The sequence below is a fragment of the Sphingomonas hankookensis genome (assembly GCF_001619955.1).
GTDB lineage: Bacteria > Pseudomonadota > Alphaproteobacteria > Sphingomonadales > Sphingomonadaceae > Sphingomonas > Sphingomonas hankookensis_A.
On the sequence record NZ_LQQO01000045.1, the window covers coordinates 15,144 to 38,831 of the forward strand.

The following is a 23,688-nucleotide window of genomic DNA, read 5'->3' on the forward strand; positions in this document are numbered from 1 at the left end:
TGAAAAGTCAGCATGAACGTCCGGAACTGGGTCATTGGATTACGCGAAGCCGTCCGGCAGCATTCGACCACATCCTGACGCTCCGATCAGCACCCCCAATGTCTTCTTCTGACATAACTTGCCGAAGGCCGGGTAACGATCCGATGCCGGTGCGAAGAAATCTTGGCGAACGCACAAGATCAACTCCGCTTGCGGCTTGCAGCACCAACATCAAAGAGCATCATGGCACTGTTCGGAATCGACGGCGCCGCTATAGGAAGAAGATGTTCGGGGAGCATTACGATCTCAGTCGCCGGTTTCGTCCGGCTACCAAGGAAGGGGACGAGGACCGGCCGTTCCGGGGGCTGCTCGGCGAGGACCTGAAAGGCATGCCGGCGTGGCCCGAACTGCTGGAGAAGCGCCGCACCATCGTTCTGGCCGAGGCGGGCAGCGGCAAGTCCAGCGAATTCGACTATCAATGTTCTGCGCTGCGCCAGGCGAACAAGTTTGCGTTCAAGGTGACTGTGCGCGACGTCGCGGACGCCGGCCTCGAGGCGTCGCTCGTTCCGGCCGACCGCGCTCGATTTGCGCAATGGCGGGCAGACCCGGACGCGCCTTGTTGGCTGTTCGTGGACTCGGTCGACGAAGCCAAGGACCAAGGACATCATTTCGACGCCGCCTGTCGGAAGCTGGCCGATGCAATCGCCGGGCTGGAGGAGCGCGTTCATCTCTACATCTCGAGCCGTTATACCGATTGGGATAAGACGGCTGATCGCATCTCGGTCGAGAAATGGCTCTCGCTCCCCGAGCCGCCCCCTCCGCCGACCGATGTCGCGGACGAGGTTCGCGCGACACTGCAGAACCGGGACGAAAGTCCGCCAAGAGTGCGCGAAGAGATCAGTGTCCTGGTCATGGAGCCGCTCAGCCGCTGGCAGGTCGAGCGCTTCGCGCGTGCCTCGGGCATCGAGGCGATCGATGCTCTCCTGGCTGCCGTCGATCATGGCAGCCTCTGGGAATTCGCGGCGCGGCCGATGGACCTAGGTTGGATGGTGGAGTTCTGGCGCGATCATAAGCGGCTCGGCTCGCTTCGGGAGATGATCGAGGCCAGCCTAAAGGCGAGACTGCTCGATCCCGATCCGCTTCGCCGCAAGCGCGATCCGCTCGACCTCGCCAAGGGCGCTCACGCCATCGACCGGATTGGAGCAGCATTTTTGCTGTGCGGGCGCGATTCCGTGCGGGTCCCTGCCGCCGGCCTGGACCTGTCGCCTCCCGAGCGCTCGATGCCGATCGAGGAGATCCTGCCGGACTGGCCCGACGGCGAACGGCTTCTGCTGCTGGGGCGCCCGGTCTTTGATCCGGCGACGCTAGGCCGGGCGCGGCTGCACAACGACAATGAGGCGACGCTGCGATGCTATTTGCTGGCGCGCTGGCTGGGATGGCTTCTCGCTGAGGGGTGTCCCGTGGCGGTGGTGCGCGATCTCCTGTTCGCCGATACCTATGGCTATCGGCTGGTTCGGCCGGAGATGGTCGAGGTGTCGGCATGGCTGGCCGGCAAGAATGATGCGATCGCCGCCTCACTCATCGCTCGGTCGCCCTATAATCTTCTGCGCTATGGTGATCCGGGATCGTTGCCGATACCGGTGCGGGTCAAAGCATTTGCGGCGGCGCTCGCGCAGGTCGAGACGATCGATCCGCAGAAGCTCTGGTTCGGCGAGCAGGGGCTTCGCCGGTTCGCCGATCCCGGTCTCGACGACCATATCCCGGGTTGGTGGGAGATTGCCAAAGGCGATGAGGAAGCGCGGCACCTTCTGCTGCGCCTCGTCGATTTCGGCGGCCAGAAAGGCGGTCTTCCCGTGGTGCGCCAAGTTGCCTACGACCGCAGCACCGACGAGATCACGCAGCTGCTCGCGGGCCGGGCTCTTCTGAAGCTCGGCGAGAAGGCAGATCGCACCGCCTATGCACGGCACGTTGTGGAGCATGGGTCCGATCTCTCACGCTCGATCATTCTCCAGGCCCTGGACGCGCTGTTCCCGGAGGAGATCGATGTTGAGGCATTCTTCGCGTTGATCGACAATGCCGGGGTCACGGGCGAGGACGACATTGCGACCATACTGCCGCTGGGCAGTGAGCTGCCGGCGGGCTTGACGCGCCGGGAAGACTTGCACCGTTTCCTGACGGAAGTCGTCGCTCGGTCCGGCGATTTCAGCGGCGACACGGTCGACGACGACAAGCCGTTTCGCGAGGCCTTCTCGCAGATGGCAGCCAGCGCGGCGCTTCATCTCCTCGACTATCATCCGTCGGACATCCCAGATGTCGTCACGGATCTCTTCCTACTGCTGCACGAATCGCACCGTCGGATCGGGTCCGAGGCAAGCTTCAAGGCGCTGGGCGAGGCATTTGGTGCATCGCCGGGGCGGCGCCGCACGTCGCTCTGGCGGTCGATCGTGCGGCTACGCACGCATCCCTATGCGCGTGACGATGGCGAGCTCAACATCTGGTTCGTCCAGCATCTCGGATGGCCGGTGCTGCTGAGTCTCGCCGACATCGACTGGCTCCTCCTCGATATGCGCGAGCGAACCGACCGGCAGGATCGGCTGACGGCGCTCCGCGCGGCGCATACGCTCTGGCGGGATTTCGGGGGCACCGACAGAGACATGCAGCGCATCGTCGACGCCGTCGCCGACGATGCGGAGCTCTCAGCCCAGCTTGCGGCCTGGCGGTCGCCGCCGCCTGAGACGCCCGAGATGGTCGAGCGAATGGCTGGGTTCGAAGCGGCGCGGAAGCGCAATGAACACCAAGCTGAAGCGCGCGATCAGAGCTGGGTCAAGCTCATCAACAAGCTCCGTGACGATCCGAACTTCTTCGACAGCTTGTCGCCTCAGACCGACGAGACCGTAGACTCGCGCCTCTATCATCTCTGGCAGTTCCTCTCCTGGCGGACCCAGTCCCGCTCGCGCTACTCGATCGACAGCCTCGATGTGGTCGAGCCGGTGTTCGGGCCGGAGATGACAAGACGCTTCGGCGAGGCTTTGATGGCGTTCGCCTATAAGCGCACTCCGGTCGGAACCGTCGAAGAGGCCGCCCAGCGCCGCACGGTCACGAGCTTCGACATCATGGCATTGACCGGCATGTCGCTGGCGGCAGCCACGGTCCCGAACTGGGCGGAGCAGCTCGATCCAGCCTGCGCCGCGCAGGCGGCGCGGCTGGCCGTGATCGAGCTCAACGGCTTTCCTGACTATCTCGTACCGCTCAGCCAGGCGCATCCCGAGGCCGTGCGCTCGGTATTGTGGCGGGCGTCTCGCGCGCAGCTCGACCGGGTCAATGAGGTGGACCACGGGATGCTCGACCGGCTGGAATATGCCGATGGCGTGCTTGCCCGGCTGCTGGTTCCGGACCTGATCGATTATCTGCGCGACCATGACGATCTGGCAGCCGTGGCGCTCGAGAAGATCGTCTCGGTGCTGATCCAAGCGCAGCCTTTCCTGTCCGAGGGATTGGCGGAGCTGGCCGAAGCGCGCGCGACGGCGGCGACCGACCCCGTGGTCGCAGCCTATTATCTGCTGCTTCTCTTCGCGCTGGAGGGCGATTGTGCCGTCGACCGGCTGCGCGAGAAAATGAGCATGCTCGACGGTCAGGACCAGACCGCCTTGTGCTGCACTTTGTTGCCGCGGCTGTTCGGTGGCCGGTTCAATCGCACCGTAGCACCGCCACTGCCTCTTTCCGCCGAGCGGCTCGAGCAATTGCTCATCATTGCGTTCGAGGGTGTCCGGCCCGCGGACGACATCGTGCGCGCGAACGGCAAGGTCTATTCCCCGGGATTGCGCGATGAGGCGCAGGACGCGCGGCATATGATCTTCGACAGGCTACTGAAGACGCCCGGCGAAGCCACACAGGCCGCGATCCGGCGCATGGCGGAGATCCCCGATTTTCCGATCGAGCCCAAGCATCTGCGCATCCATGCCGAGCGACATACCGAGGTGAATTCGGTGCTAGCCGCCTGGCTGCCGTCCGACGTGATCGTATTCGAGCAGAGTTTCGATCGTGCGCCGCGCACGACGGAAGATCTGCAACTGATAGCGCGGCGCAGGCTTGAGGCAATCGAGCATGATCTTCTTCACGGCAAGTTCGCGCAGGGCGATACGTTGCAGGGACTGGCCGACGAGAATGCGGTTCAACGATGGGTCGCGACCCAACTCGATGAGCGGCGCAAGGAAGCCTATACCATACAGCGCGAGACCCATTTCGCGGATGAAAAGGAACCCGACATCACGCTAACGAGCCGACATGGCGGTGTCGACCTGCCGATCGAGATCAAGGTGGCGGATGGCCTTTCGGTCAAGCAGTTGGAAGCGGCGCTCGAAGTTCAACTTTGCGGTCAGTATCTGCGCCATGAGACGGCGCGTCGCGGCATCCTGCTCCTCGTCCTCCAGCAGCCGCGCCCGGGCGGCTGGGAAATCGCACCGGGCGACCCACTCGTCCCCTTCTCCGTCGTCATGGACCACCTTCATGCGCGCGCACGGGCAATGCGCGAAAGCGCCGCGACCGGTCCGCAACCGATTGTGTGCGCGATCGACGTCTCCGGGGTGGTCCCGCTCAAGGACAAGCGCACGGCCGCGCGAGCCAAACGCAAGTCGAACACAGCGAAGACCAGAACATCGATCAAGGCACGGTCCAAACGATGCACGTAAGCGGCCCGCCAGGAAAGCGACCCATCCCGGTTGTTTGCCAGATCCGCGTCACAGTTCGACATCTGCGAGGCCTCTGTAGGCGTGGCGGAACCGTGCTGGCAGGTGACCGCGTCTAGCGCGCGTCTCCGGGGCCAGCGTCTGGTGGCTCATGCGTGTGGCTCAGGCGTGCCGTCATCTGGCGGCGGGACCGGCCCCCTGGCTGGCCGGCTGACATGTGGCAGCAGGTCGCGCCAGACTTGCGGCGGTACTGGCAGGCGATATGCGCGGCATGCGGTCAGCACGATCGGCCAATGGCCGAGCTTCACCGCCGTGAGCTGGTCATAATGTTTGTTGGTCTTCGCTTCGGCGAGAATGAAATCGAGCGCGTCTCGCGTGCCTTCGGTAACTGGAATGCCGGCTAGCGACGCCCCGTGGCTGTCGCGGTTGAGATAAAGATTGTCCTCGCTATCCGCGTCGGGAAACCAAGTCTGGAACGTGCGATGTGCAAGGCCGTCTTCGCTGAACTTTGCGATCTCGTCGAATAGCGCCTGCTCGCCTCTGGCCGCCGCCCACAGCGCTAGCAACGGATAGAGAATGCTGCCCTCGGTCGAGGCGGTGCGATACTCGTCACTGTGCTCGGACGGATGATCAACCAGATCCCAGTAGGAGCGGCTGGTGATCGGGTAACGGCCATGCGCTTTGAACGCGAACATCGAGTGCTTGGCAAGTTCATCGGCCCATTGATCAATCGCGCCATGCGCGCCGGGACGGCAGGCGAGCAAGGTGAAAGCGATACCAATGTCGATCGCCTGCCAGTCACCGATCGGCGAGAGAAGCGCGCGATTGTTGCTGACTATCGCCATCATGGCCTCGATCAGCCGGTCGATCTGATTGACGGTCGCCCGGGTGGTGTCGCTGACGAGGGCCGGGAGCGTGTTGAGATAGTCGTTGGTCAGAACAACGGGGCCGCTTGCCGGCGACAATTGCCAGACCAGCCACAGCCCGCGCAGCGCAAGCCGGCCGACGAGATCGAACAGCTTTAGGTTGATGTCGAGTGCGGCGTGGCTTTCGACCGCGGTTGAGATCGCGTGACGGATCTCGGCCGCCGGTAGGATCTTGTCCTCGAACAGCGCACGCCAGATCGTGAAATGGAGCTCAGCCAGTTCGTTGAGCACGAGGCTGGCGGCCTCGCCGGATCTCGAGGTCCTAGCAATGTCAGTTTTCAGCAGCTGCCACACCTCGAGCAAGGCTAGCTCGCTGGCCCGGTAGGGCGCCTCGACATTGTCGGCCTCGCGCGCCCAGACGAACATGATCCATAGACAAATGTTGATCAGCCGTGCCTGACTGAGCCGGGCTGCGGGCGTTGTGGCGGGCTGGTCGGCAATTGCGCGCAAAAGCGTCTGGAAGTGGTCGAGCGCGATGTCGGGTTCTTCGACCATCGCCACGGCCTTGCGCAAATGACTGCGCTGCTGTGCTGGGAGGAGCTCTTCGCGCAATATGCCATTGATAATGACCTTTGCCAGCCGATCGCCGTTCCACTCCTCGAAGGTGATCTTGGGCGTGGTGTTGCGGGTCATATAACCCGTAACTTCAGCGCGGACCTGCTCGTCGATCGCACCGCCGAAGGTTAGGCAGATCGCGATAGGGAGGCTCGCATATTCCGGCGGGATGCGGCTCGCGATATAATGATCGAGGATCTCGTCGAGTGACGGCCTAAGACTTTGTGGACTCGCCGTATTCCATTCGTTGCGGTCGAGGTCGCCCGACTTGACCGAGAACAGATGCACGCGCCGGATGCCATCCTGGCCGGAGCCGACCGCGGCGACATCGACGCCATATTGGCGCGTGCCACGCGCCGGCCGCGAATAGACCGTGAAGCCCAGTTCGGTCAGTAGGTCGGGTAGAACCGCGTCGAGTTCGTCGCGCTCCTTCAGCGACGCCAGATATTCCCGAATGACGAGTTTCATGGCGCGGTTCTCATCGCGCGAAACACGCGCAGCATATAGTCGAGGTCGAACGGCTCGAGGATGTTGAGGCGTGGCGATTCGATGCTGTGGCTGAAGCTGTGCATCTTAATCTCGCTGCGCTGCTGCTTGCCGCCCATTCCCTTGAAATAGCTGATCGAGCGCGTGCCGTAGAGCAGCACCTGCCGCGTTGCGAGCGACGCGAGGATCGAGGTTTTCTCCGATGCCTTATAGGCTTGGCGCATCGACTCATGCTGGCGGTGGTTCTCGATCAGCCGTTCGCGCTCGGATGGGCGCAGTTCCTTGATCCGGCCAGGCTTGCGCAGCCCCTCGATATAAGTCTCGAGCCGCGTGACGAGATCGTTGAGGATGGCTTGTGATGAATGACCCGGAGCCTTGGCCTGTTCGGCGATCCAGTCGCCAACCGACCCCGAGAAGTTAATCAGCAGCGGATCGAACAGCAGTTCGGCGATCGTGCGCTGCGCAGCGTCGCCGGCGCCGTTGAGCAGGCCGACCACCAGCGACGCGGCAGTGACCGGATGGACGAACAGCCAGCCGATCGCTCGGTGGGCAAGCAGCAGCCGCTCGGGGTCGTCGAGGCTGGCGGCTGCGGAGCGAGGATCGAGGATAAGCGGCGTATCGCCATGATGGTCGCCGACCAGCGCCATGGTAGCGCGGCCAAGATTGGGGTCGCACGCTAGCAGCCAGATGATGATGGTTTGAGCGAGTTCGTCGGGCGGTAACTGCAGCAGATGATAGTTGAGGCTGCCGAGCGGCTCGAGGGAGGTCAGCTCCTCATGCTGTGAGAGCAACGGCGTGATCAGCGCCAGCGCTTCGTTGAGGCGGTTCTTGTCGGCGAGCTTGCCCGCCGCCGCGCCAATGTGGCGGATTATGCCGCGATTGCCGATCGGAACACGGTGCATGATCGCGGTCAGAGGCTTTACGATTGCCGGCGGTAGCTCGTCGGCATGGAACATCAGTTCGAGCGACAGCTGGTGGATCGCATGGTCTCCGGTGCGTTCGATATTGGCGTCGATCAGCGCCGCGGCCTTTGTGTGGGTGTCGGGATGAGCTTTGGCGATTTTACAGATTGCCGCGAGGATATGACCGAGGCTGTTGTCGTCGGCGCTCGCTGCATGGGCGGCGAGCGCGTCGGTAGCGCGGGTACGGCGGTCGGGATCAGTAAGATCGAACGTGCCGATCGCCTTGGCCGCGGCCGACTGCGCCGGACCTGCATTGCGGCCGACATAGAGGATCGCGCGGTCGAGCGCCGCATCGGGCTCCGTCTTGGCCAGCGCCTGCAACGCCAAGAAGACATAGGCGCTGTCGTCACCATCCTCGGGGTTGATTGTCTCGAACGTGTCGCGAGCGCGGCTGCCCTGTTCGGCCCAGGTCCGATAGCCGCCATTGGCCATGCCCGAGGCGAGATCTTCGCCGGCGCGCGTCGACAGGGCTTTGACGGCGGCGAGCATGTCCGGGACGCTGGCGTCGAGCGCCGGGATCAGATCGCTATAGACGTGCATCACCGTGAAGAAGTCGTGCTGGTTGATCGGTGATGTCGCGATCTGCCGCGCAGGTTCCAGCACATCGATCGTGCCGTCGTTGTGGAGTTTGGCTAGGGCCGCGCGGAAAGCCTTGCCGAGCTCGTCAGTGCGGTGACGGCTTAGCCGTTCGACGAACATCTCGGGCAGCGCGCCCGCATTCGCTGCTGCGATGATATCGTCCCGGTCGCTCAATCGTCCCCCAATCGGCGGACGCTTAGGTCGGTCCGCGGTCCTTATATCCAGTATCTAGCAGTGCTCAAGCCATCGCGAATGTCTAGGTTTGGTAAAAGCTGTCGTTGAACACGCTGGAACAGAATGGCAGGAAAGTCCCAAATCTCGCCATATTAGCATCGGCAACATCTAGGCCTTCGAACCCGATTCAGAACATTAATGAATGGCAGGAGCCGGGGAGCGAAGATGACGGCCTGAAAGGCCGAGTTTGGGTCTTTCTGATCAGGTATCTACCTGCTGCCGGATCCCTCGACCTCACACATCGGCCCATCTCGGAGACCCTTTACCAGCGGGAACAATGTTTCAGGATCTCCGCCTCGTCATGGTGGCAAACGGACCATTGCAGCGTCGAACAGGGCGGAGCTGACCATCTCATTCAGCCAAGTGCCGGTGAGCGACAGAGGCTGGGTGTCAAACCAGCAGCGATTGATCACAGCGAATTGCCGCACGAAGGGCAGAATGGCTGCGTCGGCAAGGCCCATGGCATCACCGCAAGGACAGCGGTTAGCGGACAGGCGCTCCTCAAGCGGGCGCGACAGCTTAAGACATGCGGCGCGGTGTGGTGCCGGTTCGCTGTCGTGACGGTCAGGGCATTTTGCACAGTCAAGGTTATGCTTAAACGAGACATCATCGGCGGCGATCAGATCACCGTCGGTACGGTCCAGCCAGCCTGCCTGCCGGATCATGGCGTGCAAGCACTTTGCGCATGATGTCGAGGCTCTGGTCGAGCACGCTCCCATCGGACAGCACCGGCACGGTCGCCTTCGGCGACACAGCGAGCAGCTCGGCGGGCTTCGCGGAGAGTCTGATCTCGCGGATGATGCAAGCCGTGCCGCTCGCCAGCAGGGCAAGCCGCGCGCGAATCGCATAGGGACAACGCCGGAACGAATAGAGCAGGGGAAGGCTGTTCGCACTTGTGGCGGTATCCCCACCCCTCATGCCCATCCCGTCATGCGCCGCCCGCGCAGCTCTTCGTGAAAGAACTCGTCAAACCCGATCACATTGGCGTGGCGGACATACTCGGTGCTGCGTGACTCGCGCAGTGTCTCGGGCACTACCAGCACGATCCCGAGCGAGGCCATGTCCTCGATCGCATTGGCAGCGATCGACTCGTCGACGGTGGCCAAGAACAGGTCGCCGCCGGCCATCTCGCGCTGAACCTGCTTCCAGCGCTCGCGCAGCGTCGTCTTGGCACTCAGGATGAGGCCGTTGGTGGCACCGGGTGCCGGTGTGGTGAAGCGCACAAGCGAGGGAAGAATGAAGTCCGGGCGCTTCCTTGCGTCCATCACCACCTGCTTCTCGAACGGCACGGCGCCGGCGGCGAGCATTGCCTCGATCTGGTGCTCGAACGAATAGCCCGCACGCGACTTGCGCTGCTGGCTGGCCGACAGCATCAGCCGGTCGACCTCGCCGATATTGTCGATGACGCTGCGGATGATGCCGGCGGCGGTGACGTCGGACGGGGTGTCGCCAAGGATCGTGCGCACCAGCATGATCGCGCGCTCGCGGCGCTGGAACTCGCGGAACAGCTCCCACTCGATCGTGCGGCTGATCTCGCGCACCGCGTCGCCGGGGCGCTCAATCGCCCACGGATCGAGCGTGGTAAGGCCATGGTCGGCAAGATACCTGTCGCGTGCCATGCGGGCGAGCACGACAGTGGAAGGCAGGGCGGCATTGCCGTCGGCAAAGGCGGCGATCTCGCCTGCCAGCCATGCCTCAATCGCGCGACCTGCAAAGTCGAGGATCGCGTCGCGCTCGGCCGCCAGCGCCGCTGCCGGCTCAAAGATGCCGGAGACGAAGTCGGCCGGCAGGCTCAGCGTATCAATGAGCAGCAGCGCGTCAGCTGAGGCGGAATCGATCGTCAGGCAGCGGTAGATCGACACCCCCTCAGTGACATAGCGCCCCATGACGAGGAACGAGGCCGGCGACAGCGTAGCGAAAGCCGGCTTCGGGACGCCTGTCATGTGGGTCTCGGCGCCTTTGCTGGTGTAATGCACCAGCCGGGTCTTCTCGCGCACCATATCGACCTGTGGCCATTCGGTGCGAAAGAAGCACTCGCGGATCGTGGCTTCGCCATCAGCGCGGGCCTTTTCGACCAGCTGCGGGAAGAACCCGCTCTCGCGCTGCGCTGGGGGGATATAGACCCCGCCCTGATGCTTGTTGGGAAACTGCGCCCAATCGCGGTCGTTGTTCGACAGCTTCTTGACCAGCACGAGGCTGGCCGAGCGCAGCAGCTCGACCAGCAACATCGCGCCGCCATTGTCACCATCGTCAAACATGTCGATCTGCGTAGTCACCGTTCCTCCAGCATGGCGTCCAGCCCACGGATCTCGATGACCGTATCCTTGCTGCGGATCCATGTCGCCAGTGTATTGAGCACATCGCCATGATCGCGCCGCGTGCGACCCTTCAGCGCACATTCCCATACGACAGCGACGCGCCAGCCGGCATCATGCAACGCAGCTTCGGCGCGCGCATCAACCGTGCGGTTGCGCGCGATCTTCGCGCGCCAGAACTCTTCACGGGTTTTGGGCCACTTGAAAAGGTGGCAGTCATGGCCATGCCAGAAACAGCCATGCGCCTGTACCACCGCGCGCCAGCGTGAAAACACCAGATCGGGCGTGCCTGGCAGGCTGCGATCGTGCAGCCGGAAGCGCAGTCCGCGGGCATGCAGCCCGCGGCGCAGCAGAAGCTCGGGTTTTGTGTTGGTGCTGCGGATGCCTGCCATCATCCGGCTGCGCACATCAGCCGGAACGACGTCAGCCATGGGCGGCAACGGGTTCCCGGTCGGGACGCGTGATCGTCACCGACGCCGCAGAGCGATCCTGCGTGTTGACGATCGCAGCCTCCAGATGCGGACGCATTGCATCGGCAAGGAACTCGACCACTGGAGCTACGACCGCATTGCCGAACTGGCGATAGGCCTGTGTGTCCGAGACCTCGATCTTCCAGCGCCGGTCGCCGTGATCGAAGCCCATCAGCCGCGCACATTCCAGCGGGGTGAGACGGCGCGGGCGCTTGCCCGGCTGGTCGATCAGGATCTCCGAGCCATCCTTGTGATAACGGGCCGACAGCGTGCGGGTGACATCGTCGGGACCGAACAGACTGTAGCCAAAACCATTGCCCTTCAGGGCATGCTTGGCCTTGTACCCCTGCAGATATTCCCACAGCCGCTCGGTCAGCGTGTACTTCGGATCGACGTCCTCATGCCGCTCGAGGATGCTGCCCAGCTTCGGACCACCCTGCGGCAGCTGCAGCCCCGCCAGATCGAAGCTGGTCGGCTCGCGAAAGCCGACGATAAAGACGCGCTCGCGGCGCTGCGGCACCCAGTGCTCAGAACTGATGACCCGCGCCTGCACATGATAACCGAGCTCGTTGCGGAGCACGTTCATGATGGTCGCAAAGGTGCGGCCCTTGTCATGCCGCTCGAGGTTCTTGACGTTCTCGAGCACGAACGCCACCGGGCGGTGGTGCGCGATAATTTGCGCGGTATCGAAGAACAGCGTGCCTTGAGTGTCGCATAGGAAGCCGTGAGGTCGCCCCAGTGCATTCTTCTTTGACACGCCTGCGATCGAGAAGGGCTGGCACGGGAAGCCACCCAGCAGCAGGTCGTGCTCGGGGATCAGCGAGGGATCATCGGCATAGTCACGGATGTCGCCCGCCAGCGGATGGTTGTCGCGGAAATTCAGCGCATACGTATCCTGCGCATGACGATCCCACTCCGAGGTGAACACGCAATGCCCGCCGATCCCCTGAAAGCCGATCCGCAAACCGCCAATCCCGGCAAACAAGTCGATAAACCGGAACGACACCGGACGCGGAGGTGCCGATGCACGTCGCGCCGCGTCCTCAAGTACGCGGACTGCCAGCCGCGACGGCTTTGCGTCGCCTGACAGGTAGCGTTCGATCGTGCGTGGCGTTACCGAGATCAGCGCTGCCGCCTCGGCGCGCGTCAGCCCCGCACGCGCGATTAGTGCGCCAAACTCGCTGTGTGTCGATCGTAGCCTGTGCATGCCTGTTCCCTGTGTCGATTTGCGACACCATGGCGCAACGTCACCCAGCAGGCAAGTTTGTTCTGTCAATGTTCCCCATGATCCAGACGAACTCATTTTCTCCAGTTGGACCGGGACACCTGCAACGCGGACGGATGATCCTGCCCGTGATCGGGGACCATCCGCTTACCTCACTCGCGAACCTCGGGCGCAAATATGTTCGTCGCCTTGCTCGTCATGGCTCCATCTTATCAGGACTTGGAGTCCCCAAAAAAACCCGGGGCGATTCAAACCGCTTTTGGGTCCTACGGGACAAGAAGTCGGGACCCATCAGTGCGCATGAGCAGTTGGAAGGTTTATGACGACCGAGCCAAGGGTTGCCATTCAATCAGTCAAGTTTCTGCGGCGCCGTAGCGATACTAGACAGGTCGGTCGCCGCGTCGATCGGCACCCCAGCGTCCTTACGCTCCGAATACCGGTCGACCAGTTGGGCGGCGTGCGGTCTCAGCAGGATCGTGAAGCGGACGAGTTCCTCCATCACGTCGACAATGCGGTCATAGTAGCTGGACGGCTTCATGCGGCCAGCGTCGTCGAACTCCTCAAACGCCTTGGCGACACTCGACTGGTTCGGGATCGTCACCATCCGCATCCAGCGGCCGAGAACGCGAAGGGTGTTCACGCTGTTGAACGACTGCGACCCAGCCGACACCTGCATCACGGCCAGGGTCCGGCCCTGCGTCGGGCGCATCCCGCCGATCGACAGCGGCAGGTGGTCGACCTGCAGCTTCATGATGCCGGTGATCTGGCCGTGCCGCTCCGGGCTGCACCACACCTGTCCCTCCGACCACATCGACAGTTCGCGCAGTTCGTGGACAGCGGGATGGTCGTCGCCAACCACCTGATCCGGCAGCGGCAGGGTCGACGGGTCGAAGATGCGGGTCTCCGCTCCGAAAAAGCGCAGCAGGCGTGCCGCCTCTTCGACGCACAGTCGGGAGTAGGATCGTTCGCGTAGGGATCCGTAGAGCAGCAGAATGCGCGGCGGTGGGTCGCCTGCACCCAGCCCCAGCGCGGGACGCTCCAGCGCGTAGCGGTGATCGAGTGCGGGCAGATGGTCCGGGTCGGTGAGGGTGCGAAGGGGCATCAAATGGGGTTTCCAGCGGTGTTCAGAGGGTTTCCGCAGGTCATTCGGCGCTGATCCGGATCGCCAGTGCGGCAAGCGTGACCAGCAGCACGGGGACGGTCAGTGTCGCGCCGACGCGGAAATAATAGCCCCAACCGATCCGAATGCCCTTCTGGCCGAGGACGTGCAGCCATAGGAGGGTAGCCAGCGACCCGATCGGTGTAATCTTGGGGCCGAGGTCACAGCCAATCACGTTGGCGTAGATCATCGCTTCGCGGACAGCACCCGTGGCGTGGGTCGCGTCGATCGACAGGGCGCCGACCAGGACCGTCGGCATGTTGTTCATAACCGACGACAGCAGCGCGGCGATGATGCCGGTGCCGAACGCCGCACCCCAGACGCCGCCCTGGGCTGTGCGGTCGAGGAGACCGGCGAGATGGTCGGTCAGGCCGGCGTTCCGCAGGCCGTAGACGACCAGGTACATGCCGAGCGAGAAGATCACGACCTGCCACGGTGCGCCACGCAGGACCTTGCGGGTCGCGATGACATGGCCACGCCCGGCGATGGCGAGCAGCAGGACCGCGCCGGCGGCGGCGACGGCGCTGACCGGAACGCCGATGGGTTCGAGCAGGAAGAAGCCGGTCAGGAGCGCGGCAAGGACGACCCAGCCCACCTTGAACGTAGCGTGGTCCCGGATCGCGTCGGCCGGCGTGCGGAGCGCAGCGACGTCATAGCCGATCGGCACGTCGCGGCGGAAGAACAGCAGCAGCACGACCAGCGTCGCCGCGATCGACGCGAGGTCCACCGGCACCATCACCGAGGCATAGTCGGCGAAGCCGATGCGGAAGAAGTCGGCCGACACGATGTTGACCAGGTTGGACACGATCAGCGGCAGGCTGGCCGTGTCGGCTACGAAGCCCGCCGCCATGACGAACGCCAGCGTCGCTCTATCACGATAGCCAAGTGCTCGCAGCATCGCGATGACGATCGGCGTCAGGATCAGCGCGGCACCGTCGTTGGCGAACAGCGCCGACACGGCTGCACCGAGAAGGACGATCAGGACGAACAAGCGTCGGCCGTGCCCGCCGCCCCATCGGGCGACGTGCAGCGCCGCCCATTCGAAGAAACCGGCCTCGTCCAGCAGCAGGCTGACGATGATGATCGCGACGAACGTCGCAGTCGCGTTCCAGACGATGCCCCACACCACCGGCACATCCGAGAGCGAGATCACTCCGGCTAGCAGCGCCACGGCCGCACCGCCCAGCGCGCTCCACCCGATGCCGAGGCCTCGGGGCTGCCAGATGACCAGCGCAATCGTGACGACGAAGATGGCGAGGGCGAGGAGCATCAGGCGACGCGCTGTCCTGAGGCGTCCACCACCTGTTCGCCATCCTCCTTGGCGAACGCACCCCGCTGCGGCTCGGGCAGCAGGTCGAGGACGGCCTCCGACGGACGGCAGAGCTTCACGCCGAGCGGCGAGACGACCAGCGGCCGGTTGATCAGGACCGGGTGCGCCATCATGGCGTCAACCAGGGCGTCGTCGGTCAGCGAGGCGTCGCCAAGGCCGAGCTCGGCGTAGGGCGTGCCCTTCTCGCGCAGCAGATCGCGGGGCGTGATGCCGGCACGATCGATCAGCTCGACTAGCAGGGCGCGGGAAGGCGGGGTCTTCAGATACTCCACGACGTGCGGCTCGATGCCGGCGTTGCGGATCATCGCCAGCGTGTTGCGCGACGTGCCGCAGGCGGGGTTGTGGTAAATCACGACGTCGACGGCCATGGCGCGTCCTTTCAGCAGCAGGGGGAGAGTTCGGCGATAAGGGGCGCGCAGAGCTCGGGTGAGCCGGCGCAGCAGTCCTTGACCAGGAACAGCGTCAGCGCCCGCAGGCTATCAAGGTCGGCGCGGTAGATGATGGACCGGCTGTGGCGCTCGGATCGGACGATACCGGCGCGCGCAAGGATGCCGAGATGCGCCGACATGGTGTTCTGCGGCACGTCGAGCTGACGGGCGATTTCGCCGGCCGCCATGCCGTCCTGCTCATGCCGGACCAAGAGACGAAACACTTCCAGCCGGGTGCCCTGCGCAAGCGCACCAAGGGCGGCGATAGCCGAATCATTATCCATGAATCCAGCATAACAGATATAAACAGCATATTCACGAGATTGTAGGAGCACGTCGTGCGGTTTCGCCGTCCTCCAAACCCTGTGCGTGCGCTGTCCCCGAGCTGGTGACGACTGCGAATTGAACCCCGGGCGGGACATCTGTCATATTGGAAACGATGAATGGACGTCCGAAGTGGGGTCGATTAGGACAGAACTTAGTGATCAGAATGTGTTCTAAAATTGGGTCACATTTTGATCAAACCATCGTCCGCAGGCTGGCCATCAACCGGTGAGGATTTGCCGAACCGCAAGGTGATGGTTGACGCTACGTCTTTCCAGCGACGGTCAGACCGATTCCCGTACAGGGACATGCAATCCGCTTTCGATCGATGCGGGCGTCAGAGCGGCGAAAGCCCGGTCGCCTTGCGGTAAACCTCGCGCGCCGTTGGCCCCAAGGACCGGGAGATGATGATCCGACGATGGGGGATCGGCCCTTGCGGCGAGTGCGTCAGATAGAAATGGGCGGCGTAGGGAGCGTCGATACCCTTTGCCATGTATTTGGCGAACTTGCTCGTCGTCTTCGCGGGCTGCACCATCAGGCAGCGATTGGGCATGGCGGGCGCGAGCTTCTTCAGCGCGCGACGGATGCGCCGCTCGAGATCGTCCCGGTCGAGCGGAGACCAGCGCAGCAGCCAATGCACATGGATCGGTCCATGCGCTGGCTGCTCCCAAACCGCGATCGCGTCGAAGGAACCGTGCGCCTTGCCCTGCTTCACGCGGTAGTTCCACGCGCGCCGCGTGTTCTCCCAGATCTTGCGGAACAGCATGTAGGGCTGCATGCTACTCGCCAGCGCCGAGCTGAACTCGATGGTGATCGCGGTGTCCATCGGCGACAAGGCCTTGCGCGCGAACCGCTCGGCATGCAGCAGCGCTCGGGCGCTTTCCGGCCTGAGGCACATACCCTTCGGCAATCGGGCCACGCCCGGAGTCATGGAGGATCGCCACATAACCGGGCGCTAGCAGGCAACCGTTAACATCATCGCAATCCGGTTTTCGTCGGTAGTAGACCCCCCGGTGACTTAATATAATCAATGGGTGGCCCAGCCGGCTTCTGGTCTGCCGTCGCGGTGTCATATGGGGAACAGCCGGAACATCCCCCACCTTGCACGAGCTGCGATGGCCAGCAGCACGGCCGTAGCGGCGAGGGCCAAGGTGCGGAGGCATAATGCGCTCCTCGACGTCCTCGCTGATGCTGGCGAAATAGAAGGCGTGACGCAGACCGGCAACTGGACAACGCCCGGGGGCATGGAGGATCACCACACGACCCCGGGTGTTGCCGGTAAGCGCTAACACCACTGCAATCCAATTTTCGTCGGTAGTAGACCCCCCGGTGACTTAATATAATCAATAGGCGGACCAGCCAGCTTCCGGCCCGCCGTCAAACCGGGAAGAGCCGGAACATCCCCCAGATCGCGCCAGCGCTGAAGACCAAGAGCACGACCGTAGCCAAAAGGTCGAGACGTGCGGCACTGATGCGCTCCTCGTCGTCCTCGCCGATACTGGTGAAATAGAAGGCGTGACGCAGATACGCGAACAGTGGGGACGCCGAACGATCCACCGCAACCACATCGTCGTCCGAAAGCAGCGACCCGCGCTGCTTCGCGGTGCGCATCACCTTGCGACCGGCATCGTCGACTTCGCGGACAATCGTCGCCAGGTTCCTCGTCGCGCCACGCAGATTTTTGATGAACTCCTTCTCGTCTTCCTTGCGCTGACCGATAGCATCGTCGATGCGATCGGCGGAGTGTAGCAGGACGACGTAGAACCTCGCGAGCGCATCTCCTTTGGTGATGCCGAGCACCTGCTCGGCGCGGATCAGCGCCTTCGTCGTCTGGGACGAAGGCGCATGGCCGTAGATCGCGATGTACAAGTTCACGATCGCTGACGTGCCGCCGGACATCAGTAGATATCCGCCAGCTTCGCGGTGATCTTGTCCTGCCACATTTCGAATGCGGCGACGTTTCCGAACGTCATGCCCCGAGCCTGGGACAGCACATCCAAGCCGATTTCGTCCTTGCGGAACCGATCGTAGAGGTGCGGCTCGAGCTCGGGCATGTCCAGGACGATGCCCCCTTCCGCCCGGATGCTGTCGAGCAGATCCTGGTCGACGTGACTGTAGTCCTCCAGCTCGCCATGCCACTCCGGCAGGTTCAGGATGAGCTGACCCGGGATGTCGGTCTCTCGCAGCACATCCAGCGTCGTGCGGGAGGCGGCGTCGAGGCCCATCGTCCAGGTGACGGCGACCTGCATGAGATCGGGGTATTTGTTCTTCACATATCGAACGAGATCGTGGACGCGATCGAGATCGTCGAGATGCCCCCCGGGCACGTTGACGAAGATCCGCGCGCCGGGTTCCGCCTGCTGGACGGCGCTGAGGATCTGGTCCGCGGCGTCGTCGCTTTTCAGGTCAACCTCATGCACCATGTGCCGCTTCGCATAGGCGTTCGAGACGTCGCTCTGGGTCACGCTGCACTCGATAAAGACCACGGGCTCGCCACGCATCATCACGGCATGCGCAGCCGACACGAGGCTTCCCGTCGATCCGACGCCGCCCTTCTCCTTCTCGAACAGGTGCAGGTAACGATAATAATTATTCATATTCATCTTACATCTCCGGTATGATTTCGCAGTTTTACGGCCTGTCGATCGGGCGGCGCGCGGGCGGATGCCGAGATTCGGAGGTTCATCGCTCCAAGTTCTCCAGTTTGCGCCGACGCGCGATTTCCGCAGCGGACGGCCGGCGACCTATCCCGTCGATAGCCGGACGGCGCTCGGCGGCCGTGGCAACCACGCGATCTGCCTTGGCGATTCCAATCGGCGTGCTGACGTCCTGGACCACGGCATCAGATGCCGGCAAATCTGTCGACGCCGGCTGAACCGGCGGCGGGAAGTGCGGGCGCACGCTGGCGGCGATGCGCTCCAGAATGGCGTGCCCGCCTTCCATGTCCGCGAACGCCAGGATCTTGGTTGCCACGCCGTTGCGGTTCGCGCCGGTTGCTTCCATCATTCGGAGCGGTTCCAAGGCCGTATGCCACCCACCGCCGGCGTCGATGGCAGCGATCACACATCGCGCCACGTCCTCGCCGAGATCGGTCGCCTTGATCGCCCGGCGACGCGGCGTCGGTCCGCCACTTCCTTTGGTACCGCGTGGATCTACGAATGCGTGCTCGCCGACCGCCAAGGTGATGGCACGGACGCGAATGATCGCAAGCGCGACGCGGAAGAGTGCTCCTGCGGTGGGCGACGACCCGACCCCATGAATGGCTGTGTTGAGTTCGGTGTCTGCGTTGTCGACTTCGTCGATGAGCTGGTCACGCCCGTGGCGCGGATGCGCGAGGATCGACTTGAACCGCGGAGTCGCACGACGTTCGACCTCATTCGACATGCCACTGGCGAACTTGTACAGCGCGGGGCCGACGAGCTGATGGAGCGCCGCTTCGCTCCGCAGGTCGATCGCGGTCTCGCGGACCGATGTATATCCGCGCGCCGACGATGCGGCGGCGTTGACGACCAGGTCGGTTCCGACGCCAATCAATGCATCGAGCGCCGTCTGAAGATGTTGCAACGTAAAGTCCTCCGCCGGTTCGGAAGAAGTCCGAACTCAGGCGGAGATCCATTTACATCCCCAAATCTGTCATGTCTCGCAAGAACGATACTTGCGTAAGCGGAAATGTCCCGAGCAAAACATACAGGTAAGCGCTACAAACAATATGCTTTCGTTCCGCAGGGGAAGCGCCTGATCGAATTACAGTAGGTAATCCATCATTTGAGCGATCAAGACTTTTAGGCGCAATACCGCAAACGTGGGGCAGAGCATCACGTTTGCTGCGCCGCCTCTTCAGGCGGGTGTCCTCGCTGTCGCTCGTCTGGGTCGGCGCTGACGCGCCTTTGATCGAACGCGCGGCGTCCTCGGGCGCCCCGCTGCGTCTTCGACCGCATCGGAGCTTTGCGCGTTCGCTTGGAGCGAACCGGAAGCGAACCTACAACAACCGACGTTGTCGGAGATCAATTGTGAAGGACCTAACCACCACCCTCAGATACCTAGCCCGCCGCTTCAATGGCCGATGGAGTGCCATCGACGACGCGCTCGCCCGCATCCGCGCGAACGACGGAGACCAGCGGGGCACTGCCGGAGAGCCTGCGCGGCGGATGCTCGTGAACGCCTTCCGCGTTCAGACTTACGTCGACGACACGCGGGACCGCCTCCAGACGGACCGCGCCAACGCGATACGCAAACTCGAAAAGCCACTCGCGGAGGCGCTTGGCCATATCGTTACGATCGAACTGGCTGAGGAAATGATCGCAGAGGTCGATGCCGCCGAACGTCGCCGCTGGAAACAGCAAGATGCCGCGGAACGTCAGGAAGCCGATAGCGCGGAATATGGTCCGCTGATCGCTGCATTGAACAAGTGTGGCGTGGTGCGAGGCAACTACACCGTCCTCACCGCCGTCGAGGTCGAGGCGATCGCGCGCTATATCCGTCGCAAGGTCGACCAGCGTCTTGATGCGCTACCGCCCATCCGCACCGCTGCGGATATGCGCGGTCACGGAGGCAAGCGTCATCCGTTCTGGAATCCCTTTCGGATGCCGGTTCGCGACAAAGCCTCATAATCCAGTCGGTTCAGGTCGTGCCGTGGACGTTGTCGAGGCGGGAACACGACGGCGCCCTCGCCGGGATCTTCCGAGAAAATGCTTATCCCAATGCGGACAGCAATTGATGTGCGCCATTCCTGTGTCGGCGTGCGGCGTGTGCAGAGCCTGTCTGAAGCGGGCGTCGTGATCGGTCAGGAGTTGAGGAAAAGCTGCATGTCGCGGCCGCCGCTCCGATCGATCCGCACCGCCACCGGGCGGTGCGTCCTTCGACATGAGGAATAGCATATGGGCATCTGGCAACAGCGTCCCCGCGACGATCACCCCACGGAGCAGGTGGTTGCGTTTGACATCGAAACCATCGTCCAAGACGAACCGACGGACGGCAGCTTTCCCCCGATCCCCCGGCACCAGCCGGTAGCGGCGGCGTTTCTGGCCGCAACGCGGGGCACCGATGGCGCGCACAGCTTCCGGTTGAATGTGCTGGTCTGTCACCACAACGAGGAGGCGCAGTTTTACCGCAAGGTCGATGCGTGCCTCCCGGCCGGAGTCGTCGGCATCGGTTGGAATTCGAAGGGTTTCGATCTGCCGGTTCTTCGGCTGCAGGCGATGTCCCACCACATGTTCGGCCTCCCGGGTCTGGCTCGGCAGGCTCAGGCCAGCCGCTACGATACGACCCATTGCGATCTGGCCGATCAGATGTCTGGGTATGGTTCGTCGCGTACGCTGTCACTGGCGGCGGTCTGCGAGACGCTGCAAATCCCCGTGAAGACGTCGATCCACGGATCCGACGTCGGCGCTTTGTGGCGCGCGGGGGATGTCGAAGCGGTTCTGGGCTACGTCGCCGAGGACACCATCGCCACCTGGATCGTATGGCTTCATTGGGCCGCGTGGAAGAACGCTGACCCGGCCGAACTGGCGCTGCCGCTGGCGGACTTCGCCGTCTGGCTCCAGACGACGCCTGAACTCAAACCCTTCCGCGGATTCGCCGAGTGCCCACCCGCCCGCTGGGCGCTGGCCCATGCACCGGGCTTTCGCGCCGCAAGGGCATCGGCCGATGCTGAACTTCGGCTTGCGCAGGAGCGCGACGAGCAGGCCTTCGCCGCCAGCGCACGCTGATCCGCCGGGCGCCAAGGCCTGTCCACCCATCAACCTGGACATCCGCTGCCGGCAATGCCGGCGGCGCGATGACGTGTGCCCATCGGAGCATGAATGATCACGAATCCCAGCTATGTCGCAGTCACCACCGCAACCGTTCCAATGCCAGCCTCCCTCAATGGCCGTCACGCTGCCGGCCAGCATCTCGTCGGCATCGCGATCTTCATCGCCGAACGTGACGACAAGGGTCGCTGGCGCTTTGCACGTCGCGCTCATGCCATTCCGGCAGGCGAGGCAGAGGGCACATTGCTCGAATGGGCCGTGGCCCGTCTGCCGGGCGAGGCCATGCTGATCGGCTGGAACGTCGACCACTGCCTCGTCCCGGCGCTACTCGACGCGGCCGCGACGGCTCCGCCTGCAGTTGCCCATCGCTTCCTCGAACGGCTCCGTCTGCTGCTCACCGGCGGCGTCGTCGACATGGCGCTACAGCATGGCGGTGCTGGCGCGCCGGCGTTTGCCGAAGTCGCGAAGGACATGGCGATCTATGCGCCCGCCTGGAACATCGACGCGATGACCGGCGACTGGGCGGTCGGCGCGACCGACCGGCTTCGCCGCGACCTCGCGGACGAGGCGCTGGCGATCTGGCGAACCTTCGTCCGTGCCGCCAGCGTGTCCGGGCTCGAAGCCGAGGCGGCTACCGACGCCTGGGTTCTGCGCCGCCGGCGCATGAACGCAGTGGTGCCCACCGGCAGTCCTGCCTGACGAGAAATGGAGAAGGCGAGGTTCGTTGGAGAGCGGAAAAAGAACCCGCGGAAGACAGACCGTCATCATCGAACAGGAGACCATAATGACCTCACCATATCTCGACCATGCACAAGCTTGGTGCATCGCCCTGCGCACCTTGATGAACTATCCGGCCTACGCGCTGCCGTTCCACACGACGGCATGGCGCTCCAGCTCGCCGCGCGACGTTTCTCAAGCGTTGGAATTGACGCAGATCGCGGCCGACAAGGGAAGTGATCCGGTCCACGTCGCCTTCGCGCTGGATATCGACGCACCATCGAGCGTGTCCCTGGCGGTTCGACAAGGTGCAGGCGTGGCATGGATCCCAGACGTCCATCTGTATGCAGCGGACGAGAAAGCACCGCTCGAACTGCTGGCCTATGATCGCCGTTGGTTCATTGGCCCGCGGTCGTTCCTGACCAGCGCCAAGCTGCCGCCCAGACACCGCAAGGCGCGGGGAGAAGAGATCGCCTGGCGTCGCTGGCAGCATGCGGCCGCGATGGAGGTACCGCTGACGCTGGAAAAGGCGCTCTGGGTGCCGCCGGGGGGCACGTTCAAGGACGCAATCCCACACGAACATCTCAAGATCGCCGCCTGACACCCCTCACCATCAGCATCGTGGATCACGATGCTTCCGACGACGCCGCCCCTGATCCGGGCGGCGTCGTCGTTTCTAGGAGACACCCATGTTCATAACCAAAGCCGAACTTGCCGACGCCCGTCGTGCCCTCCTCGCAGCTCCGCCCCGCAATCGCCGGCCTGCCGATGCGATCGACTTCAAGATTCGACCCATCTCCGAAGACTGGCGGCTGGTTCACCGCATGCCGAGCTACAAGACAGCGACGTGCAACGCGGCCTATATCTGGCGGGACTCGGACGTCGAGGACCGCTTTGGTCCTATGCCCGCTGCGTTCGCGGAACGACGGTGTGAGCTTCGCGGTGCAGGCCTGTTGTTGCCGGCCAACGCTCCGCTATGGGCAACCGAGGGCTACCGGATCTGGCAGGATGCCGACGAGGCGGCGTTCGCGACCGGCGATCCAACCGCCGTCAGCGCCTGGCACGTCATGGCGCAGATTCCAGAGAGCGTGTCGCCGACGCATTGGCACTGGATGTTCCGGGGCTTCCTTGAGCGTGAGTTGTCCAGCAAGGGTGCCGCCGTCGCATGGGCCGTTCACGCACTTGAGGGATGCAATGGGGATTGGCTCGTTTCGCCGCATGGCCACGCGATCGTCACGGCACGGCGGTGGAAGACGGGTGCCAGAAAGGGTGAACGGCATCCTGCCTGGATCGCGTCCTCGGAACAGCAACGGCGACTTGGTGTCGCGTGGCGAAGGCGGTGCGCCACGACCCGTCTGATGGCACAGGCGGGCTTTCGATGGTCGACGCTGCCGATCCTGTCCTAGCGGTGAGACCCAGCGATCCGTCAGCCGGCTGGGTTCGGGCATAGCCGCTCGCTGGATGCGGATGCGAGTGAAGGCCGGGCCGGCCAATTGGAAGGCAGCAACTGACTGTGGCATACATAGAACCTTGACCGTGATGGCCTTGGTTCTATGTATCTCAT

Annotated in this window: 21 protein-coding genes; 6 read left to right on the plus strand and 15 right to left on the minus strand. The window is 63.5% G+C overall.

From position 1 onward, the window contains the following. Positions 1-263: 263 nt before the first annotated feature. Positions 264-4,667: a hypothetical protein gene (locus tag AVT10_RS14625; protein WP_066693052.1), complete on the plus strand. Its 4,404-nt coding sequence runs from the start codon at positions 264-266 to the stop codon at positions 4,665-4,667. A 146-nt stretch (positions 4,668-4,813) separates the two neighbouring features. Here the strand turns inward: AVT10_RS14625 and AVT10_RS14630 are convergent, their stop codons facing one another. From AVT10_RS14630 to AVT10_RS14695, 15 genes are all read right to left on the minus strand, one after another. Then, positions 4,814-6,613 carry a hypothetical protein gene (locus AVT10_RS14630; protein ID WP_066693055.1) on the minus strand — a complete coding sequence of 600 codons (1,800 nt, stop codon included), beginning with the start codon at positions 6,611-6,613 and terminating at the stop codon, positions 4,814-4,816. Continuing rightward, positions 6,610-8,346 (minus strand): hypothetical protein, encoded by a 1,737-nt coding sequence (locus AVT10_RS14635; protein WP_066693058.1) that lies wholly within the window; start codon positions 8,344-8,346, stop codon positions 6,610-6,612. Before AVT10_RS14635 ends, AVT10_RS14630 begins: the two co-directional genes overlap by 4 nt. Before the next feature lie 359 nt (positions 8,347-8,705). Continuing rightward, positions 8,706-9,071 carry a hypothetical protein gene (locus tag AVT10_RS18910; RefSeq protein WP_332307356.1) on the minus strand — a complete coding sequence of 122 codons (366 nt, stop codon included), beginning with the start codon at positions 9,069-9,071 and terminating at the stop codon, positions 8,706-8,708. Then, positions 9,031-9,324 carry a glutathione S-transferase N-terminal domain-containing protein gene (locus AVT10_RS18915; protein WP_332307357.1) on the minus strand — a complete coding sequence of 98 codons (294 nt, stop codon included), beginning with the start codon at positions 9,322-9,324 and terminating at the stop codon, positions 9,031-9,033. Before AVT10_RS18915 ends, AVT10_RS18910 begins: the two co-directional genes overlap by 41 nt. Next, complete coding sequence (locus tag AVT10_RS14645) at positions 9,321-10,682, minus strand: type II restriction endonuclease (protein WP_066693061.1); 1,362 nt, start codon at positions 10,680-10,682, stop codon at positions 9,321-9,323. Before AVT10_RS14645 ends, AVT10_RS18915 begins: the two co-directional genes overlap by 4 nt. Then, the gene (locus AVT10_RS14650) at positions 10,679-11,152 is read right to left on the minus strand and encodes a very short patch repair endonuclease (RefSeq protein ID WP_066693068.1); all 474 of its coding nucleotides are present in this window, start codon (positions 11,150-11,152) and stop codon (positions 10,679-10,681) included. Before AVT10_RS14650 ends, AVT10_RS14645 begins: the two co-directional genes overlap by 4 nt. Further along, positions 11,145-12,398, minus strand: a complete 1,254-nt coding sequence (gene dcm / locus AVT10_RS14655) for a DNA (cytosine-5-)-methyltransferase (protein ID WP_066693071.1) — start codon at positions 12,396-12,398, stop codon at positions 11,145-11,147. Before dcm ends, AVT10_RS14650 begins: the two co-directional genes overlap by 8 nt. A 367-nt stretch (positions 12,399-12,765) precedes the next feature. Continuing rightward, a complete protein-coding gene (gene arsH, locus AVT10_RS14660; protein WP_066693073.1) occupies positions 12,766-13,518 on the minus strand; it encodes an arsenical resistance protein ArsH in 753 nt (250 codons plus the stop codon). Positions 13,519-13,558: 40 nt separating this feature from the next. Next, positions 13,559-14,845, minus strand: a complete 1,287-nt coding sequence (locus AVT10_RS14665) for an arsenic transporter (protein ID WP_066693074.1) — start codon at positions 14,843-14,845, stop codon at positions 13,559-13,561. Beyond that, the gene (arsC, locus tag AVT10_RS14670; protein ID WP_066693076.1) at positions 14,845-15,273 is read right to left on the minus strand and encodes an arsenate reductase (glutaredoxin); all 429 of its coding nucleotides are present in this window, start codon (positions 15,271-15,273) and stop codon (positions 14,845-14,847) included. The genes AVT10_RS14665 and arsC overlap by 1 nt, the downstream gene beginning before the upstream one ends. A gap of 11 nt (positions 15,274-15,284) precedes the next feature. Next, entirely contained in the window at positions 15,285-15,617 is a 333-nt protein-coding gene (locus AVT10_RS14675) for an ArsR/SmtB family transcription factor (RefSeq protein ID WP_066693079.1), read from the minus strand. A gap of 377 nt (positions 15,618-15,994) precedes the next feature. Then, the gene (locus tag AVT10_RS14680; protein WP_198158602.1) at positions 15,995-16,576 is read right to left on the minus strand and encodes a hypothetical protein; all 582 of its coding nucleotides are present in this window, start codon (positions 16,574-16,576) and stop codon (positions 15,995-15,997) included. Between the two features lie 458 nt (positions 16,577-17,034). Continuing rightward, positions 17,035-17,556: a hypothetical protein gene (locus tag AVT10_RS14685; protein WP_066693087.1), complete on the minus strand. Its 522-nt coding sequence runs from the start codon at positions 17,554-17,556 to the stop codon at positions 17,035-17,037. Next, positions 17,556-18,260, minus strand: a complete 705-nt coding sequence (locus AVT10_RS14690; RefSeq protein WP_066693090.1) for a hypothetical protein — start codon at positions 18,258-18,260, stop codon at positions 17,556-17,558. The genes AVT10_RS14685 and AVT10_RS14690 overlap by 1 nt, the downstream gene beginning before the upstream one ends. A 79-nt stretch (positions 18,261-18,339) precedes the next feature. Further along, positions 18,340-19,221 carry a hypothetical protein gene (locus tag AVT10_RS14695; RefSeq protein WP_066693093.1) on the minus strand — a complete coding sequence of 294 codons (882 nt, stop codon included), beginning with the start codon at positions 19,219-19,221 and terminating at the stop codon, positions 18,340-18,342. Positions 19,222-19,667: 446 nt separating this feature from the next. Here AVT10_RS14695 and AVT10_RS14700 point away from each other — a divergent pair, with 446 nt between their 5' ends. The 5 genes from AVT10_RS14700 (at position 19,668) to AVT10_RS14720 (ending at position 23,530) form a co-directional block, all read left to right on the plus strand. Continuing rightward, positions 19,668-20,267 (plus strand): hypothetical protein, encoded by a 600-nt coding sequence (locus tag AVT10_RS14700; protein WP_126013847.1) that lies wholly within the window; start codon positions 19,668-19,670, stop codon positions 20,265-20,267. Positions 20,268-20,534: 267 nt separating this feature from the next. After that, positions 20,535-21,365 carry a hypothetical protein gene (locus AVT10_RS14705; RefSeq protein ID WP_066693101.1) on the plus strand — a complete coding sequence of 277 codons (831 nt, stop codon included), beginning with the start codon at positions 20,535-20,537 and terminating at the stop codon, positions 21,363-21,365. Positions 21,366-21,458: 93 nt separating this feature from the next. Beyond that, positions 21,459-22,106, plus strand: a complete 648-nt coding sequence (locus AVT10_RS14710; RefSeq protein ID WP_066693103.1) for a hypothetical protein — start codon at positions 21,459-21,461, stop codon at positions 22,104-22,106. Between the two features lie 85 nt (positions 22,107-22,191). Next, positions 22,192-22,725, plus strand: coding sequence for a hypothetical protein (locus tag AVT10_RS14715; RefSeq protein WP_126013849.1), 534 nt, complete (start codon positions 22,192-22,194; stop codon positions 22,723-22,725). Between the two features lie 88 nt (positions 22,726-22,813). Then, complete coding sequence (locus tag AVT10_RS14720) at positions 22,814-23,530, plus strand: MobA/MobL family protein (RefSeq protein WP_066693108.1); 717 nt, start codon at positions 22,814-22,816, stop codon at positions 23,528-23,530. The last annotated feature ends 158 nt before the right edge of the window (positions 23,531-23,688 follow it).